The sequence below is a fragment of the Proteiniclasticum sp. genome, from assembly GCF_032054185.1.
Taxonomy (GTDB): Bacteria; Bacillota; Clostridia; order Clostridiales; family Clostridiaceae; genus Proteiniclasticum.
This window is the reverse complement of record NZ_DAMBTF010000004.1, coordinates 137052-155000: the sequence shown is the minus strand read 5'-3', so window position 1 is coordinate 155000 and position 17949 is coordinate 137052. Positions and strand designations below refer to the sequence as shown.

At 40.8% G+C, this 17949-nt stretch carries 15 protein-coding genes (1 of these 15 cut by a window edge); 5 read left to right on the top strand and 10 right to left on the bottom strand.

Features of this window, described 5'->3' with window-relative positions; genetic code table 11:
- Window positions 1-236 carry the 5' portion of a metalloregulator ArsR/SmtB family transcription factor gene (locus RTX25_RS03705; protein WP_016184419.1) on the bottom strand. It extends 139 nt beyond the left edge of the window, so only the first 236 of its 375 coding nucleotides appear in the window; its start codon is at window positions 234-236; its stop codon lies beyond the left edge, outside the window.
- 611 nt (window positions 237-847) lie between these two features.
- Here RTX25_RS03705 and RTX25_RS03700 point away from each other — a divergent pair.
- From RTX25_RS03700 to RTX25_RS03680, 5 genes are all read left to right on the top strand, one after another.
- Complete coding sequence (locus RTX25_RS03700; protein WP_312650657.1) at window positions 848-1123, top strand: DUF4316 domain-containing protein; 276 nt, start codon at window positions 848-850, stop codon at window positions 1121-1123.
- Between the two features lie 2 nt (window positions 1124-1125).
- Window positions 1126-1350 carry a transposon-transfer assisting family protein gene (locus RTX25_RS03695; protein ID WP_312650655.1) on the top strand — a complete coding sequence of 75 codons (225 nt, stop codon included), beginning with the start codon at window positions 1126-1128 and terminating at the stop codon, window positions 1348-1350.
- A gap of 50 nt (window positions 1351-1400) precedes the next feature.
- Window positions 1401-1739: a plasmid mobilization protein gene (locus tag RTX25_RS03690; RefSeq protein WP_397428512.1), complete on the top strand. Its 339-nt coding sequence runs from the start codon at window positions 1401-1403 to the stop codon at window positions 1737-1739.
- 88 nt (window positions 1740-1827) lie between these two features.
- Window positions 1828-2112, top strand: coding sequence for a CD1845 family protein (locus tag RTX25_RS03685; protein WP_312650652.1), 285 nt, complete (start codon window positions 1828-1830; stop codon window positions 2110-2112).
- A gap of 77 nt (window positions 2113-2189) precedes the next feature.
- Window positions 2190-3587, top strand: coding sequence for a relaxase/mobilization nuclease domain-containing protein (locus RTX25_RS03680; protein ID WP_312650649.1), 1398 nt, complete (start codon window positions 2190-2192; stop codon window positions 3585-3587).
- A gap of 79 nt (window positions 3588-3666) precedes the next feature.
- On the opposite strand, the gene RTX25_RS03675 is transcribed toward RTX25_RS03680, so the two are convergent.
- The 9 genes from RTX25_RS03675 to RTX25_RS03635 all read right to left on the bottom strand — a co-directional run bounded on the left by RTX25_RS03675 (window position 3667) and on the right by RTX25_RS03635 (window position 17784).
- Window positions 3667-3999, bottom strand: coding sequence for a hypothetical protein (locus RTX25_RS03675; RefSeq protein WP_312650646.1), 333 nt, complete (start codon window positions 3997-3999; stop codon window positions 3667-3669).
- Window positions 4000-4151: 152 nt separating this feature from the next.
- Window positions 4152-5669, bottom strand: coding sequence for an AAA domain-containing protein (locus RTX25_RS03670; RefSeq protein ID WP_312650643.1), 1518 nt, complete (start codon window positions 5667-5669; stop codon window positions 4152-4154).
- Complete coding sequence (locus tag RTX25_RS03665) at window positions 5662-6108, bottom strand: hypothetical protein (protein ID WP_312650641.1); 447 nt, start codon at window positions 6106-6108, stop codon at window positions 5662-5664. The genes RTX25_RS03670 and RTX25_RS03665 overlap by 8 nt, the downstream gene beginning before the upstream one ends.
- Window positions 6092-7834, bottom strand: coding sequence for a hypothetical protein (locus RTX25_RS03660; protein WP_312650638.1), 1743 nt, complete (start codon window positions 7832-7834; stop codon window positions 6092-6094). Before RTX25_RS03660 ends, RTX25_RS03665 begins: the two co-directional genes overlap by 17 nt.
- On the bottom strand, window positions 7831-9780 hold the full coding sequence (locus tag RTX25_RS03655; protein ID WP_312650635.1) for a hypothetical protein: 1950 nt from the start codon (window positions 9778-9780) through the stop codon (window positions 7831-7833). The genes RTX25_RS03660 and RTX25_RS03655 overlap by 4 nt, the downstream gene beginning before the upstream one ends.
- Before the next feature lie 148 nt (window positions 9781-9928).
- Window positions 9929-12148, bottom strand: a complete 2220-nt coding sequence (locus RTX25_RS03650) for a DUF262 domain-containing protein (RefSeq protein WP_312650632.1) — start codon at window positions 12146-12148, stop codon at window positions 9929-9931.
- Window positions 12145-13986: a DUF262 domain-containing protein gene (locus RTX25_RS03645; RefSeq protein WP_312650630.1), complete on the bottom strand. Its 1842-nt coding sequence runs from the start codon at window positions 13984-13986 to the stop codon at window positions 12145-12147. The genes RTX25_RS03650 and RTX25_RS03645 overlap by 4 nt, the downstream gene beginning before the upstream one ends.
- Window positions 13987-14122: 136 nt before the next feature.
- Window positions 14123-15079, bottom strand: coding sequence for a hypothetical protein (locus tag RTX25_RS03640; RefSeq protein ID WP_312650628.1), 957 nt, complete (start codon window positions 15077-15079; stop codon window positions 14123-14125).
- A gap of 134 nt (window positions 15080-15213) precedes the next feature.
- Window positions 15214-17784 (bottom strand): ATP-binding protein, encoded by a 2571-nt coding sequence (locus tag RTX25_RS03635; protein ID WP_397428514.1) that lies wholly within the window; start codon window positions 17782-17784, stop codon window positions 15214-15216.
- Window positions 17785-17949: the final 165 nt, after the last annotated feature.

Below are 17949 nucleotides of genomic sequence, written 5' to 3'. Positions count from 1 at the left end.
TGAGAAATTGCTGATTGGGTCATATTCAATAAGAATGCAATATCGCAAACGCACATCTCGGCTTCATCTAACGCCCAGAGTATCTTAATTCTTGTTGAATCCCCAAAGACCTTAAATAGCTCCGCAAGATCATATAGGGTTTCTTCTTGAGGCATTTTTTCTCGAACTTGGTTAACAGTATCCTCATGTATAACATCACAGTCACATCTTTCAGTTGGTTGAATTTTCCTTGCCACATTATCACCTCCGATATTATTTCAATTGCATACTTGAACAGTTATTCACATGTTAATTTTACTACTGCGATAAAAAGAAGTCAATAGATACTTGAACAGTTATTCAAGTGAACGAGCAATGTATTTTCTATTTATACTTGATGAGGGTTTTAACGATTAAAACACCGCCAGATAAAGGATAATTCTCCTCGACTGGCGGTTAGTTATATGCATTATATTTCTACATCAATTTCAGCACTGAGCCTGAACTCAATAGTCAGTTTATCATCTAAGACTGTTAACTTCTCAATAAGCCGTCTCACCAATAGATCATCATATTCTGCGAGTTGACATGACTGCGTTTTCAACCAATGCATTTTGCCTCAGTTCACGCAAGCGGTATATCTCATCAGCCACTTCGTTATAGTGTTGTATCGATTACTCGTCAATTTGGATTTCAATTCCAGACTTAAATTCCACAATGAAATAGTCATCATAAACCGTTATCTTTTCCAAGAGAGTCCTTACATAATCTTCTTCATATTCAGTCAACTCGCAAGGCAGATCGTTAAGGAAACGCATCATCTCATGTCATCGTCCTGAAGCAACACGGTGAGCACACGGCCCATTATGTGGACGCCATCGGCTTCAAGGAGGTTCCAGAGTTCCTCAAACCCATCAATCCATTGCGGAACATTGAGGATACGGTGGAGCAGAATGACAATCAATTTGATGGACTGATCAATAATGTTCCTAACAAAGAGGTAGATAAATCCAGAGAGGCTACTGAAGGTCATGAAGAGAAAAAGCCACAGAAGGAATCCGTAAAGCAGCGGCTGAAAAAGCCTGCCGAGAAACCAGAGATCAACAAAGCGCTGCCTCACAAAACTGCAGAAATGGAGAGATGAAGATGGATAGATTCAGTATTGAAGAGCTTAACCTCATGTGTATTTATAATACTGGTACCCGGGCCGGACTGATCGCAGGGCTTGAAAAAATCGCCCTTGAGCTTGCTCCTGAAGACGCAGAGCTTGCCGGGCTTACCCAAAGTGCTTTGAAGAAGCTGACGGCCATGAGTGATCAGGAATATGGAGAGTTGATCCTGGTTCCCGACTACAAAGAAGAAGACGACTAAAGCAGAGCATCTGCTGCAGAAGGGTGGTGGGTACTTGTGGAGGTGATAATTTGGCAAACAGAAAGCGTCAGATCCCCATTATTATCATGGTCAATGAGCGTGAAAAAGCGCTGATCGAAGAAAAGATGCGCCAGTTAGGGACAAAAAACATGGGGGCTTACATCAGGAAGATGGCCATTGACGGCTATGTAGTCTGCCTGGACCTCTCCGATATTTCTGAACTGGTATCGCTCCTTCGAAGAAGCAGCAACAATCTGAATCAATACGCCAAGCGGGCTAATGAGACCGGGCGATTCTATGAAGCTGATATCGAGGATATCCAGACCAGCCTAAAGAGTGTATGGGAAAAGGCGGATCAGATCATGACCCGCCTTTCCACCATAGATTAAAATTTTCAATCGACAACATGGACGATATTTGAATTCCTTGCTACGATCAGGTTAGAAGAAAATTCTCTGATGAATGGAGGTGTGCAGCATGAGATTTCTCATTAAGCTGTTCTTATTCCCAATAACACTGGCTTTGACGATCCTTGTTGCAGCTTGCCGTTTGCTGTGTCAGCTGTCTACCATGGTGCTGGGGATCGTGGCATTTGTCTGTTTTGCCATTGCGCTGGGAACCATGGTCCTGCTGCAGGATTTCCCGGAAGGTCTGAGATTGATGGTCCTCGCCTGGTTGATCAGTCCCTTCGGACTGCCTCTGATCGCAGCCTTCCTGGTTGAGCTGCTTGGCGTATTCAATGATTCTCTGAAAGCTATTTGAGAAAAGAAATTATAATCCTGTGACGGCGCGGTGGAGCAATCTGCTGCGCCTTTTTCTTTTGGAAGGAGGTGTCCGCTGTGGCAACCACAAGATTAATCCCCATGCATGTCATAAAAGGTCAATCCGTGGCCCACACGGTACATGAACGCCTTTCCTATGCCATCAATCCTGATAAAACCAACAGAGGCCAGCTCGTCAAAGCCTATGGCTGTGAACCGGAAACCGCCGTCGGAGAGATGCTGCTATGCAAAAAAGAATATGAGACCTACATTGGACGCTGTGAAGAGAAGAAGAGCGACATCGTTCTCTATCAGATCCGGCAGTCCTTTAAACCGGGAGAAATAACCCCAGAGAAGGCACAGGTGATCGGGTACGAGCTCGCCATGAGTTTTTCCAAGGGTAAGTATCAATTTCTTGTCGCCACGCATACAGATCATGCCCATATTCACAACCACATTATTTTTAATTCCACATCCATCGACCATACGCAGAAATTCAGAAATTTCCTTGGCTCCAGTGAAGCGATCCGAAAAATCAGCGACAAGCTCTGCCTGGAGAACGGACTTTCAATCATCGAAGCTCCAAAGCAGGGACCATCTCATTACGGCAAGTGGCTAGGTGATAAAAAACCACTTTCCTGGCAGGAGAAGCTGAGGCAAACCATTGATGCCGTCATGGCACAAAAGCCAGCAGATTTTGATACTTTCCTGAAGCTCATGATGGAGTCCGGCTATGAAGTGAAACAAGGGCAGCATCTCGCTTTCAAAGCCAGTGGTCAGCAAAAATTCACCAGATTACGATCCCTGGGTGAAGGATATTCTGAAGATGAACTGAGATCAGCAATACTCGGAAAGACCGTCCACACTCCAAAAGTCAAAAGACCTTATCGAAAAAATCCAGACAAGATTAATCTTCTGGTGGATATCCAGGCCAGACTTCAAGCTGGTAAAGGTCCTGGCTACGAGCGCTGGGCAAAAGTTTTCAATCTGAAACAGATGGCTCAGACCATCAATTTTCTGACGGAGAATAACATCACCGACTATGAAAAACTTGTTGAAAAAACAAAAGCTGCGACGGATCGTTATCACGAGCTGTCACAGCAGATCAAGGATCTTGAAAAACGAATGGCGGAGATTACTGAGTTGAAGAAGCATATCATTAACTATTCAAGGACGAAGGATGTATTTACGGCATATCGACAAGCCGGATATTCGACAAAATTCTATGAGTCAAACTTAGAAGACATATTGCTTCATCAATCTGCAAAGAGAGCATTTGACTCGATCTCCTCAGAAAAAATTCCCGCCCTCCGTGAACTTCAATTGGAATTTAACGCATTTAATAATACAAAAAAATCAAAACTAAAGGATTATTCAAAGCAAAAAAGCATCATGAAGGACGCTCTTACGGTCCAATCAAACGTCGATTATTTATTTTCTCAAAGGTCGGAAGACAAATTCATTAAGGGGCGTTAACAACCTTAGGATGCGGTTAATCTTCGTAGAATATTCATGTTGTTGTATTCGCCATGGCTTTTATGTTTGTGGTTTTGCCTTATATTCCCAAGATCGTAAACATTCCCTCATTGTCTAGCGCTTGATCTACCCAAACGGAGATTTCACTGAGGGCAATTTTTGCTTGAGTATTTAACTGCGACGCATAATCAAGTATAGCTTCCCACTGGGATTGATTGACTTGTGTTTCGCCATAGGGATCATAGCCCGGAATCACTGCTGCAAATGCTCTATATATTTCTATTTCGTTAAGAATATCATCGTGCAACAACATTGAATCTGATTTCCAGAAAGTTTTATTATCCCACTTTCCTATGTAGAATTCATGATAACATGATCCTACACGATCACTTACAGTACAAAAATATTTCAAAACCTCACCTCTCGAAAAATCTGTGATACAACTCCCACTAAGATTTATAAGGCAAAAGTTTATCCGAGTGCTATAGTTTGAGGCTATCCGGGCTTATTGGATAATCAAATTCACCGCCCGAAATCAAACGTTCTTGGAACCATCAGGACTAATCATTGACTTCTGTTCAGAAAATCCAAATGAGTATTACTATTTATTTTCACACAATAGTCAGCAATTGTTTTAAGTATATTATGATTAACGGCATAGTTGAGATCTCCTACAATATACAGTTTGTCGCGTGCTCTCGATAAAGCAACATTCAATCGCCTAACATCACCAAGAAATCTGAAAGAGCCAACAGTTCTCGTCAAACTGAATATTACTATGTCGCACTCTTTTCCTTGGAAGCCATCGATGGTGTCTACATTCACATTGAGACATCTAAAAGATTCTTTTTGCACTAATTCCTGCAGTGTAGTTACCTGATGTCTGTAAGGTGCGATTACAGCAACTGATGTTAAAATTTCAGCGTTGTCGTCGAGTTCTTTTAAAATACTTGTGATGATCCGGCACTCATCGAGGTTGTAAATTTTCAGCCTTTCAACTCTATTTGCCTCATAGCGAGGCCACAGTTCAGAAGGAGTATAGTCAACCCATATAATGCTGTTGTCGCCTTTGATGTTTCTTCCATTTTTGAGCTCACCATCATAGAATAAGTCTCCAATTAACTTCCCGATTTGATTGGTCATACGATACTGCGTATCTAGTACAGAGACATTTTTAGACTTCAAGAATAGGTCATCAATGTATAAATAATTCTGCAAATTACACTTTTCGATACTTCTAATTACATCTATTTCCTCGGAACAGAAAACGGGTGGTAACTGCTTAGGGTCGCCGACTAATATTGCCTTTTGTGCAATGGTTAGCGGGGCCAAAATTTCTGGTAGCGTTGCTTTGCATACTTCATCTATAATCACGACATCAAACATCTCCGACGACGATTCGAATTCGTAGGCATTAATTCGATTGCAAGTCATGCCAGCAATATTAGCCGATAATGCAAGTGACTTTTCAAGACTCCTATCCTCATAGTCCGATAAGGTTTCTGAGATGATATTGATTGCGTCTTGGCTTTTATAATTTGCCTGTAGCCACTCTTTATATGTGCTTATTATTGCTTCTGGCGAAAACTCGTCGACCGCGCTATTTTGCTCTTTGTCGCGGATACGAACGATCCTGATTGAATCGTCGTATTCTGAGATACGCGAAATCAGGTTGTTCACGGCAATATGGGTTTCCGAACAAACCAGTATTCTGACATCTGGATTTTTACGATATAATTGTAAACAAATCTCGGCGATAACCTGCGTCTTGCCGGTTCCCGACGGTCCCTGTATTAGGGAAAGGGCATTATTCCCCAAGGCAATCTCTACCGCCTTTTTTTGCGAGTCGTTGAGATTAAGGAAATAATCATAATCCTCCGCTTGGGGTAAAGGGACATCCGACGGATTAATAAACTCTATCAGCACTTTTGGATTGATTACCGCAGCGTAACGAACACGTTCTATGGTTTTGAGTTGTCGCTCAACTTTTATCTGTTCTCCGACGTCGTCAAGAGAAGTGAGCCTTTCGGATAAAAACGTCCTCCAGTGAGATAAATGTTCTGTCCAAGTGTTATCAGTCATAACTCTCACCTCCCGCACAAATCCTAAAGTCAAAGCATTTCGCTAAACCGATTAAGAAACTACGTTTGACCTTTGGTAGCAATTCAACCAGTATTGCGGTTTTGGCTTCAATAGCAGTTTTTTCTATACTATAGTCAGCATTGTCGGCAACAAGCAGAATTTCATTGGGTATATCTATTTCAAATGAGCTGTGCGAACAAATTTCAATAAGTGCAACAACGGCATCCGAAAGCGAGAGTTTGCGGGACTCTATATCAACACTAATAATTTGCTGATTGACCAGTTTTCGAAGGGCATTTGCAATCACCACGTCAGAGAAAACCCCCAGCAAATTGCTTATTTGCTTGGCATCTGTTAGCCCGTTCAGAACAAGACGGAAGATAGTCTGTTCAACAACGCCAAAGCGTCGGCCAAGGGAAAAATCAATTTTGACTGTCATAAAGCCCCTCCTTTCGTGTAGCTTTCTTTTGCCTGCGTGTGTCCAACAACTCAGTTCTTCTGCCTTCAAGTTTTTCTCTTTCTTCACTTTCGGCAGATGATGGACGGTAGGGTTTTGGGAGGCAGGCAACTAATTGCCTGTCAAATTCCTCTGCGACTTTGGCGAGTTCTGTTTTTAATGCCGCCAACTCGGTATCGGCTCTTTGCTTTTGAACGGTTGCCAATTGTAAAGCCTGTTTTGCACGACTGACTTCCTCTGTTTCTGAGAACAGCTTTAATAAGAAGAATCTCGCATCTCGGCTTTTACTGTTCGATAATTGCTTTGACGCTTGGTCAAAGACTACATTTGTTTTAGCTTGTGTGGCTTCGGCGTTTGCTATTTGGGAGGATAGGTCGTCTGTCTTCGATTTTCTTTGCTGTTGTATCTGGGCTGACTCTCGCTTGAACCGCTCCTGCTCTCGCTGATTGGCATCGTTTTCGATCTGATATAGTTCTGTTAGTCTGACATCTATTATTCGGCATTCATCAGACGACTCTGCTTTACCATCAGGAATTAGGTACACATCATTCTTCTTACAAAGCGAATAGAGCATCTGCTGCCGCGCATACCACTGTTGCCGTTCAGATTTTAATGATGTAAGCGTAGATTTATCTTGAGTTATTTGTATTTGAAGCATATCAATATATTCTTTTGCCGATGATATGCTGTTTCGGTAGTTAGATTTTTCACTCTGGAGGCGTTCCCATTTCCAATTATCATCAGAGTGTGAGTTAATCATTTGCTGTATTTGTTGATTTGTATCTTTCAGCGTGACAAAAAGGTTGTCTAGCTCCGCTTGGCGGTCTTTCACATCAGCAAAACGTGATTTCAATTTTCTATCAAAAAAAGATATTTGTACATTTAAGTTGGAAATTGGGACAGCCCAAAACGCCCTAACTGTTCTGGCTTGCTCATCAAGCGAACGGCTAAGGGAGTTTATGCTTCCGCTAATTTCCATCAACTCATCCGTTTTGTATTTGAAATCGTCTTTTGTTTTGTCTCGGTCGCTTTTCAGTTGAGCCGAAAATAGCTTTTTCTGCTGAATCGTCCAAGAAATGTACTGGATGACTGGGAGTAAATCAACTCGTTCTTGCAGGACAGCACGGAGTTTCTGTAAGGCCTGTTTTGTCAGTTTTTCAGATCCCTCACTGACAGCCACCAATTCGGAGACTTTCTCTAAAAGTGAAATGGCATCTTCGTTCTCAGTAACGGTGACTTCACATCCAGTCAACCTGACCAGTTCCTTAATATCTTCGATCTTGGCTTGAGCGACCAGCTTGTCCTTTCGTGCTTCAAGGATATCGATCTCCTCGCCTATCAAACTCATTTGCGCTGTCAGGAAATCTCTATACTCGACAAGCGCTTGCTTTTCAAGTCTTTTGGCTTCCTGCATTTTATATAAGCATTGGCGACGTAGGAATAGGTCTACATATTCCAATAACCCTGCCCGAACCTTATCGAACAAATCTGCATCCTTTGATAATTCCTCTAACAGGGACAGCTTTATTTTTTCAAAATATAGATCCTTGTCAACTCGCGCCTTTTCAATCTCCGCTGAACAACGCTCAATTGTCAGTTCATAGTTGGTCTCGTACTTATCAATTCGAGACCGCAAATCGGCTGATGCCTTACGCAATGAACGATTAACAAGCAGACGGTGTGGCAAAACAATATCCCAAGCACTCATGATTGACCTCCATTCACAAGAAATAAAGCCTCATCAAGTGATAGATATTGCCTTCCGACCATCAGTTCATCTTGCTGCATAAACCATTCCAGTTTTTCCACAAACGGCTTAAGTAAATACGCAGATTCTTGGTCATTCATTATGTCTGTAAGTGTTTCGTTTAATTGTGCATTAACCATGTTACGGTTTCGCGCATAGTCAAGAATTGCATTATGGGTTGATATGTTGTCATCAAGAAGTGCCTTAATGGCCTCGATGTCTCTCGAGAGAACCTCAAACAAAGCAATGTATTGAGAATACGAATTTGCAACATAGGTATTCATTGACTCTTTGAACTCGTCAAACATAGCTTCACGTTGTTCACTAAAGCGAGCCTGCAATTCTTGAAGTCTCTCACTATGTTGTGCTCCTAGCCTCCGTAATGCGTCAATCTTTGCGGTTTCCACGCTGGCTATACTGGCGTCAAGTTGCTCATAAATGCACCTAATTGCCTTTTTTCGAATATTATACTCTTTAAGGTCGGAAACCAGATTGTAGCAAGGTAACAAGTCTTTAAACGACAAGCGGAATTCAGAAATGCTCGACATTGAGTCTGCGAAATAATATAGCTTCTCACAGCCACCGAGTTCGATGTGAGTGTTAATTTCTGCGACACATTCGTTAAATGCTTTCTGTGCATCTTTGTTTGCTGTTCCAATAATCGCATTGGCACCGTACCCGATGACAATTCCTCCAACCACGGAACCGACAATAGTCCCAACGGGACCCAATGCTGACCCTATAGCGGCTCCGGTAGCTGCTGCTGCCTTTGCTGATGCAATCCCTGCGGCGACTTGAGTGCCTACATATGCTCCGCCGAAGCCAGCAAATGACGAGAATGTATTTTTTATTGTGTTGCAAAGCAAATCATCGGCATCTATCTCTCCGGTTACAAAGCATCTATAGAGGTCTTTCGCAAAATCCACGGCTGTATTTGCAACAGCTATAACAGGTACCGCTCCGAGTGAGTTTGCCGCCACTTCTTTACCTACGACTTTCCCCAATAGTTGGACGGAACCCATTATCGCCCCGCCACGGACGCCGCCGTCCGCAGTTCCACAGAGAATATGCGTTATACTTAAAATGAACTGGTCTTCCGATAAGTCATCTCTGTTTTTTATTACATCAACTATTTCCTTGACTGTTGTCAGGACAAAACCGGTAGCGGCTCCGGCTGCAACCGCCCTACCTAAATTGACCCTGTTAAGCTCACCATGCTTTTCTACGGCTTTTTGGTATTCCGGCGTTTCTTGGGCTTTCATTGAATCGGCGAGATTTGTTGCTTCTTCTGGGGTGATTGCATCAGATGAAACCGTCTTTTTGCCGACATTAACACTGACCTTATCATTAACTCCTTGCCCTGAGCCACCTACAAATTCGACATTTTCATATTGAGCATTAGCCATGTCTTTTGTATAAACCGAAGGCTTGTTATGTATTTTGGATTGATAGTCAACTGTCCGAGAAGGCTTGCTCCACGGACGCTTCCGAGTCCATACGGAGATGTCCGTTTCCATATCGATACCAGAGAGATTTGACCCATCTGGCAATGTACCCTTTGTATATACGCCCAAATGGTAATCCGGCACACCTTTGGCCAGAGCATTGATTTTAAGCGTGTGTTTGAAATACTCCTCGGCGGCAAAGCCTTTGTATGTGACAGAGGATGTTTTTACTGGCAATCCAGTGGATTTTGCTATTGCGGACTGATTCATAGCTTGTGCGTAGTTGTCGATAGCGGATTGCAGTCCTGCTGTTTGCAAACCCGCCTGTGTGGCATTACCGACCAACGAGGCATCGCGAAGTGTGTCTTCGACAGCATCAAGAGCACTACTGTCAATGGTGCTTAGTTCATCGAAATCGAAGTCGATGCTTGTATATTTGGTTTTCTTGATGCTCTCGTCCATCAGAATGCTCCTTAGTATTTCTCTTTATTTAGTTGCATATATTTCTAAACAGTTGCTATTTAAATAGCAACAAATCTGTTTGACTCGCCATTACGTAAGATAAATCAAGGAATTACTTCTCGCGACCCGCCTAATAGTATAAGTCCGATTAGAATTCAATTTCGCTTATTTTTTTGAATAGCTCTATTCCAACTTGTACCCGATCTTCAATATCGAGGCCAGCTTCTGATTGCTGGATAGGGCACATGAACTGGTCATTGATATATCCATTCTCAACGGCATTTACAAGGAACATCTGACTATCACTATCAACAGCTTCGAACTGAAAGCCCTCATTTTTGTTGAAAAGGCGCATCGTAGCCAATCCATTGCTGATAATCAAGGGACTGCTATAATTACCTATTGTCACTTGATGACCCAATCTATTTTTTATTGTATAGAGAAAGGGATCCCAATTCTTGCCGCTTGTTTCAATACTTAAAATCATTGTTGACTCATATAGTTTGGCAGTATCTGGCCAGTGGTAAAATCCCTTTTCATTCTTTCGGAAATCAGCATATTTGATGTAGTAATATCGCCAATCCTTTTCTTTATTCGGACTTGTTTCAAACTGGGCCTGCCAACTTTGTAGTAACTTTGTTGCAGTAAGATTCGGGTCCTTTATTAGCATATTCAGCAAATCAGCTAGAACCTTCTGTGTTTTGTCGTAGTCAGATTTTCTTCGACTTGGTGTGAATAGCTCACGCCAGACAGTCCAGTACCTGTTTCCAAATCGCCTTCTGGTACCATATTGTTGTGAATAATCACCTCTTGATATCAGTGCACAGCTGTACAGATCATATTCTTCTGAATTATGAAAAAACCGGATAAATTCCGCAGATACAGCTGCCAAATCAGGAGTTAGTTGAATAATAGCAAGACATCCCTGCAATAGCTGGTGATCCTCTATTCGTTCTAATGGCTCACGGAGATGAGGAAATTGTCCTAGAAATATTGCCTTTCGTTTCTCATCTTCAATTTGTGTGGTATTTAGATTCGCATGACCATCAAGTTGCCCATCCTGGATAATACTCTCAACAGAACTGATTAGTGAGTGCAGATATTCAGCACGTATTGTGTCTACTGAATTATAAAGCAAGTTCCTTAGTTGCCTTATACGAACCTCAAAATCTTTGGTTTTTTTTGTCCTGTGTATAATGCATCCATATAGAAGCAACTGATCACTTAAAGAGAATGGGTTGATTGTTCCCGTTGGATAATAGCGTTCTGCACATTTCTGGAATAAGTCTGGTGACTGTTTCTCAAAAAAAAGCTTCGTTCGGCCAAGTGAGTAATCATTATCATTAATGTAAAAGTATTTCGAGAAATACTCCGGTTCAAACTTATACATCTCATAAAAATCATCAAGTACTTTGAATAGGAAATCGGATGCATGATGCTCATGATAGACGATTCCGTATCGCGATAGAGTATCTTTGGATCTGTCTATACTCATCTGCCCCTTGGCAACTAACATATCAGTGATATAACGAATGAATCTCATCATAGATTCATCTACACGTTGTGCAATATCCGGAGATTTCTGGTGTTTGATTCGATCCCAGAATAAATCAGACCACGCCTGGTCAACTTTCTCATTGAAATACTTTCCTTTTTCTGGAGATATTTGTTCAGAGAAGCGTGCTTTGAAATATTCAAATTCTGTTAAAGCCTTACCTCTAGAATTCATCTTTATATATAAGTCATCCGGTAAACCAAGCTCATCCATATGAAGGACATGGAATGTTATTGGCGCTTGATCAGAAATTAAAACTGGCCAAATATTTTGAACAGAAAATTGTTTTGTCTTTTTCTGAATATCATCAAGCATCGTTAGCATGGATGCTATGGTTGGATCGTGCGTCCATGCTGCAAAGAACCAGGGTTGATTGATAATTGTTTCCCTAATTGATGTATGTAAATTATCAGGTTTAAAAGCCGCAAGTTTTCCACAGAAGTCTCTAGAGCCTGGTCGAGTATGGTAAGAGAATTTTGCTAATTGGAGTATAACTTGCTCATCAAGACAGTCTTCATGAACTGCAATAAACCAGTGCAGGAGAAAAAGAGTTGTCAGTCTCTGTTGTCCATCAAGGGGGAAGAATGTCTTTTTCATGGTTTTTAAAGACTCGTCGAAGTTCTCGGTATAACCATAAATGAAGTCTAGCTCGAGCCCTGCTTTTTCTGGGTCTAATGCTGTGAAGATTGCATTGAGTAAATTCTCCCGAACGATTGGTGCTTTTCCGGTAGTTCGACCCTGTACATAATCACGTTGCAGTATTGGGATGATAATGCGATTATCAGCTAATAGCTTCCAAAAACTCATAATCATTGCGACACCTCTTTAGGTTCCTTTTTTGGTAAATAATTTGAAAGAACGGATTGAATCTCGGCGAAATATGCTTTGCGATCATCTGATCCCCAGATATATGAATGCTCTTGAGCAATTGTTGGACTGTAGTAACGGAGAAAGACGCGCCTTGTACAAATTGGAATGTACCTTCCGTGTTTATCGAACTTGATAATTTCGCGACGCTTTACCTCAAAAACTGAATTATTTAAAGCAGAATTGTCGGATTGCCCGAGTAAAGCAAGATTCCCCAACCCGTGCATTTCATCCATCGACCTGTTTTCATTTTCGCTGAAGCGGTCAATAATACGTTCGGATAGGTTAACAAATCTCTCCCATGTTAACCTTTCCTCATTTTCTTTAAGTTGAACTATCTCAGAAATCAATTTTGATAATTGTTCTGATTGGTTGGAATCAACCGTTTGTTCAACCAAGTCCTGCATGAGAGTTTCATGATAAATCAACCATTTTTTCCAGAGATCTTTCTTAGTTCTATCAAGTGACTCCGAGTTTTGTGCGTGTATGTGTTCGAGGCTCCAAGCTAGTTCTTTATGATACTTGAAGGGATAGCGTTCAGTAAGATTCTGACTTGAGCCAATGGATTCAATATTAAAAAGAAGAAGTACTTTCTCAATATTTTTGTTCTGCTGAGCCTTGTTTGGATCATAGTTCAATTTTTCAAGATCAAAATTGACATGGGATCTTATCAAGCTATTTAAATAATCTTCAAACTCATCTTTCCTTTTAAGTAAGGAGTCCGTTAGCAACCCACCCAATTCTTTGCCGTATGCAATCAGGTAGCCAATTTTATGATATAGGTTTCGGTTATTGAACCATTCATTAAGTGTTTGATCGTACAAACGTATGAGATCCCAAGTTTCTTTGAGAGCCGAAGGATTCTCTTTAATTAGATTACTAAAATATAAAAAGGTATGAAGTGGGTCTGTATTTCTATTTTTCTTTCCTGCAATGATGTCAAACAATAACTCAATTTTATTCGCATATTCCGTTTGTTTCCGATTGGTAATAAATGACCAGTAATCATCATTCGACATGCGTAGTTCAATTTCATCCCATAAAATTGATATTTCAGTTTTCAATTTTTCTCTGTCTGACGAAGGCAAATGTTGAAATGATGATGATGATAAGAATAGCGCTTTAATTAGCTCAGCATTAGTCAATGGAATTTTCCCAATATTTAATCGAGTAAATAGTTCCCGACTATTTATTTCCGAATTTGCCTCATACCATATAACCTGAACGGATCTTCTATCATCAGATTTTCCGAGAATTGTGCTAAGAAATAGTCCACGATCGTTCCAATCTTTAACCACAGGATTATCAGTAAACCAATGTTTAACTGACTGATATGCTTGCGAAATGTGGTAATAATCTATATTGGAAAAATCATCTGAAATATTATTTAGAAACGATTCACTGCCCAGCCGAGTTTGGTATTGAATTGTAAACAGTTCTCGCCCATAAGCTTCTGCGAGACTGTTCTTATTAATATGTTCTCGAGTCAAATAGTTCAAGATGATGTGAATAGTTGTAAGTCTCTGCTGACCATCGACTACTTCCCACCCTGTTATATTTTCATCATCCCTGAGCCAGTTTTTCCGCTTAACAACTACGGGCTGCAAGCAATAAAATTCGTTTTCCTTAATTCGGGAGATTGGCATTTTAGCGAAAGTCCAAATGTCATTTAGCAGGTCAACGACCTGCTGGTTTATCCAGCGGTAACCTCGTTGATAATCTGCGATGTAAAAACTTTCTCCAAGTAGCTGGTTTATTGTCAATAGTTTCAAATTTTCCGCCATTATGAAGTACCCGTCCTTTCATTGTTATAGCAGTTTTTTATTGGAGCAGGCACGATTCAAATTTGGGTTTGGGTTTCCCAAAATTGGCAAGTGTATAAACACTTGCATTGCTTGCCGTTATTAGTTGATTACAAATCTAAAGTGATCTGATTCCTTTAGCTAGCGTTTCTATCACTCGAATTAGTTTAATTACATCATCCTCTCGAATGACTAATCTTTGACCAATAGCATAGCTTGTATCTAAGGATTTTTGAATGTATTGGTCATCAACCAATCCACCGTTGTGAACCATTACATGACGGCGTTGAAACATAAGATTCATAAAAAACAGATCAGTCTCAGAAATCCAATCACTGTAGCTAGCTCCTGTTGCTTCTTCAAACAAGTGGCTTCCCTTATCTACAATTTGAAAATCATTAACTCGAATAGTTTTTGGTGATATAGCCCGATACCTTAACTCAGCAAATTTTTGGAATGTAGAAACAATATCGCTAAGGCTACTCTCTAACATTGACCTACAAATTGTTTTAGCTTTATCTCTGCCTTGAGTTTCTATTAAGAAAGACTCCATTTCAGGAAGTGATTCAATCATTTTAGCAATTGAATCGAGAGCGTCATCAAATGTCTCTTCCAAATTATTGAGTCCGCAGTTAGGGCAGAAGTACGCCGAACCAATTACACTATAACGCATATTGCATTTTGGGCATTCAATATCTCGTTCCCATTCTGGTGATTGTCCTAAAGGGTTGTTTGTAAATGTAATTCGCCGGCCAGGTTTGTAAGTCAGTTTGATGAATTTATTTTGTTTAGTACCTCTTTCGAGTTTTTTGAAGCTCTTGTCAAGTTCACCTTGGATGTAGGACATTGCCCAATTAGCTGCAATTTTTTCCATATGTTTTAATTGTTCTTGGGTCCACCAATTATCTGTTATATCAATGTGACCACACATAGGACAGTGAACTTCATCTATTATTTTTTCTTCCCAATCTCGCATATAAACTTTAAATGTATATAAGCAATTATTATTTGGACACTCTCTATCAAAATATCCTTTTTCATCTGAGTGAAATGTTATAGGAATATTAATCATCAATTATCACTCCATATCCAAAAATCAGATCCTTTTTTTTGACTTATCTCTCATCACCGTTCATATTTCATCTCTTTAAACCAAGAGATTTGTTTCCATATGTCTATGTGATTCAAATTACCATTCTGCAAAACCTATTAGTCATCAAATCCAAACGAACTTACTTTCAGCGTCCGACAGTTCTCAGAAACTGTTCGAACAACTTGAGGAGACATCCCTTCCGGAGCTTTTACATTTACTTCGAGGGATATTTCAACTGTTGTTCCATCAACTGAGGTCAAATGATTTATTACTTCTTCTACAAGTCTTTGGACATCTCGACCAATTCTAGTAGTGTCAAGCTGTGCTGACAGATAGAAATGTTTGTTCTTAGGATTCTCTATTGCAGTCGGATCCTGTACAGTTGTTGTTCCCCCAGAACTACCATCCTCAGGAAGTGGATAAAGTTTCTGCGTATCATTTTCGCCACCGCCACTCGTAGGAATTTCATTACCGCCTGTAGTTTGTCTTCCGTCAGGCTGCCTTCTAGCAGCGTCTTCATCTAACTGGGCTTGTGCAACACTAATCTTTAAAAGATAACCGGAGCGCTCAATGATTCCTAAATATTGATTGTATTTCAGATCGATGTATCGAGAGCCGTCAAATCCAGATGCGAAAGCAAAATATTCTGGAGAATTCACTCCTGTTCGAATCACATCTTCTAAGATCTTCTCGTTCGCTAAACGAGGAAGGTAACAATACGTGCAAAGGTATTCCCAAAGTTTCTTTACAGGTATATTGTCTGAATCACGCCACAACACATTATCTAATTCCATTAGAAGGAGAGCAGGAGCCCACTGGGTAATAATTGCTTCGTTTTGCAGCATCTTTTTTGCAGCTTTTGAAATTATACTATCGGTTCCACCACTGATTCGAATTGTATCCCAAACAATGGTTTTCATGTCAACATTTTTATCGATATAGGGAACAAGCAGCCAGCAGTATGCTTCTTTAACTCTAGCGTCTACCGTTTCAATACTTCTGCGTAGGTTGTTTTCAGTTTCTCTATTCTGGGCAGCATCAAGATTAAGATCTTCGCTATCATCTTTTATGGATTTCCATGCAAGATAAATGCGCACCGCTTGTTTTAGCGATGTCATCATGTCTTGATCTGGTGCAATAAATGCAAGCATATTTCTATAAATTCGTGGACTATTTCCACGATTGTTCAAGATGTCTATTACTGCTGTCATTGCACTATTGTTTTGGATTGATGCCCTGTACTCATCCGTTGGACGCAAAATAACAAGTCGAGCTGACTGTTCATCTGGCACGTCAAGAGAGGATGACGGACATATGTGAATACCTGCAAAAGGCTGTTCTTTTCTGAGTGAACGCAACCGAGTTTCAATTTCATATTCCACGTCCGAAGCAGATATCTGAGTTGCTCGATCCTCGACAGTCTTTCTTAATGTTGGTCGAGTATCATACCAAAAACGATCTCCGGAAGGATTTGTATATAAATATGCAAGTGATGAAGTTAGCGTACTTAACGCATCGTTGAAATTCGCAATATTCTCTCCTGGTTGAATAACACCCAGACGAATTCGTGATGCTTCTATTCCTCTAACATTTTGACTACGCGCAGTGGGTGCGCTACCGATCATAACTGTTCTAGCAACACGTCTTGCTGCCAGCTTCCCGCCATATCTTGGATTTGATTGATCCTTCTGATACGGGATTGAGTTTTTGCCATCTACTTCACGATCAACCAGCGCATTCCAACCTTCGGAAAGATGACGTGTCAATTCATCACGCACATTTGGAACATCAAGTGGAATGGATCCAGGCATAATCATTAAACTCGCATCATTGCCCATCCATAGTTCATGTATTACAGCTGCCATTAACCGAAGGACCCCTCGTGTTCGCTGGAATCGCTCCAAAGTTGCCCAGTCCTCATACAACCTATCAAAAATTTCCGGATGTATGGGATAGCATGAAATCATTCGATCCTTGTACTCTACTTCACGAGCTTCCAGCGGGAAATCGCTCTGATTTTCATTGTACATTTGGCTGAATTTTGAACAAACAAGATCCCGTCCATCAGGATTCTTACAATCAAGAAAGAGCCTCCGACGAACAACTTCAAATCCTTCATTGGCAGCAACTGGTTTCCATATGGATTCCATACGTCCAAAGGTATGTTCAATTGTTTCTAGTGCTATTTTGCCTGCCTCTCCACCGATTTCAATATCTGATTCAGGTATTGATGCAACTACCAAGCTATTTTTACTTGCCCTTGCAGCTTCTGTTACTTCCTGTATGAAGGAAATAAAGTTATCAAATGTGCCAGCTGGAAGCCCACTAACGCCATAAATCTTTTTCGCATAGGCAACAAGCTCATCCATTAATATTAGGCAAGGAGCTGCAGCGTCAAATAGATTTTTTAATGCTTCGGAACCTGGTGAAACTCCTTTTTTGTCTGCTTCTTTTACATAGTCGTAAAGGCTTGTATTTCCTGCTGATTCAGCTAATTGTGCTGCCATTTCACCCCAGAGCGTATTGATAGTAATCCCAGGCATGTTATTTGGTCGCTTACTTTTGGTCGGATCTAGGGCAGTTCCAACTAAAACTGCTACATTAGCTTTTGGTAACGACGTAACTTCAGCACTCTTTAATACTTGCTTGATGTTCGGAATTTTATCAATTGAAACTCTTCCACGCATCATGTGGTAAAGTGCAAGCATACTATGTGTTTTACCACCACCAAATGCTGTCTTTAGTTGAACAACTGGTTCTCCGTCTTTGCCAGTAACGCGACGAAGTGATTGTTCTAATAAACCTGCCATTCCTTCAGTAACATATGTACGGGCGAAAAATTCCACAGGATC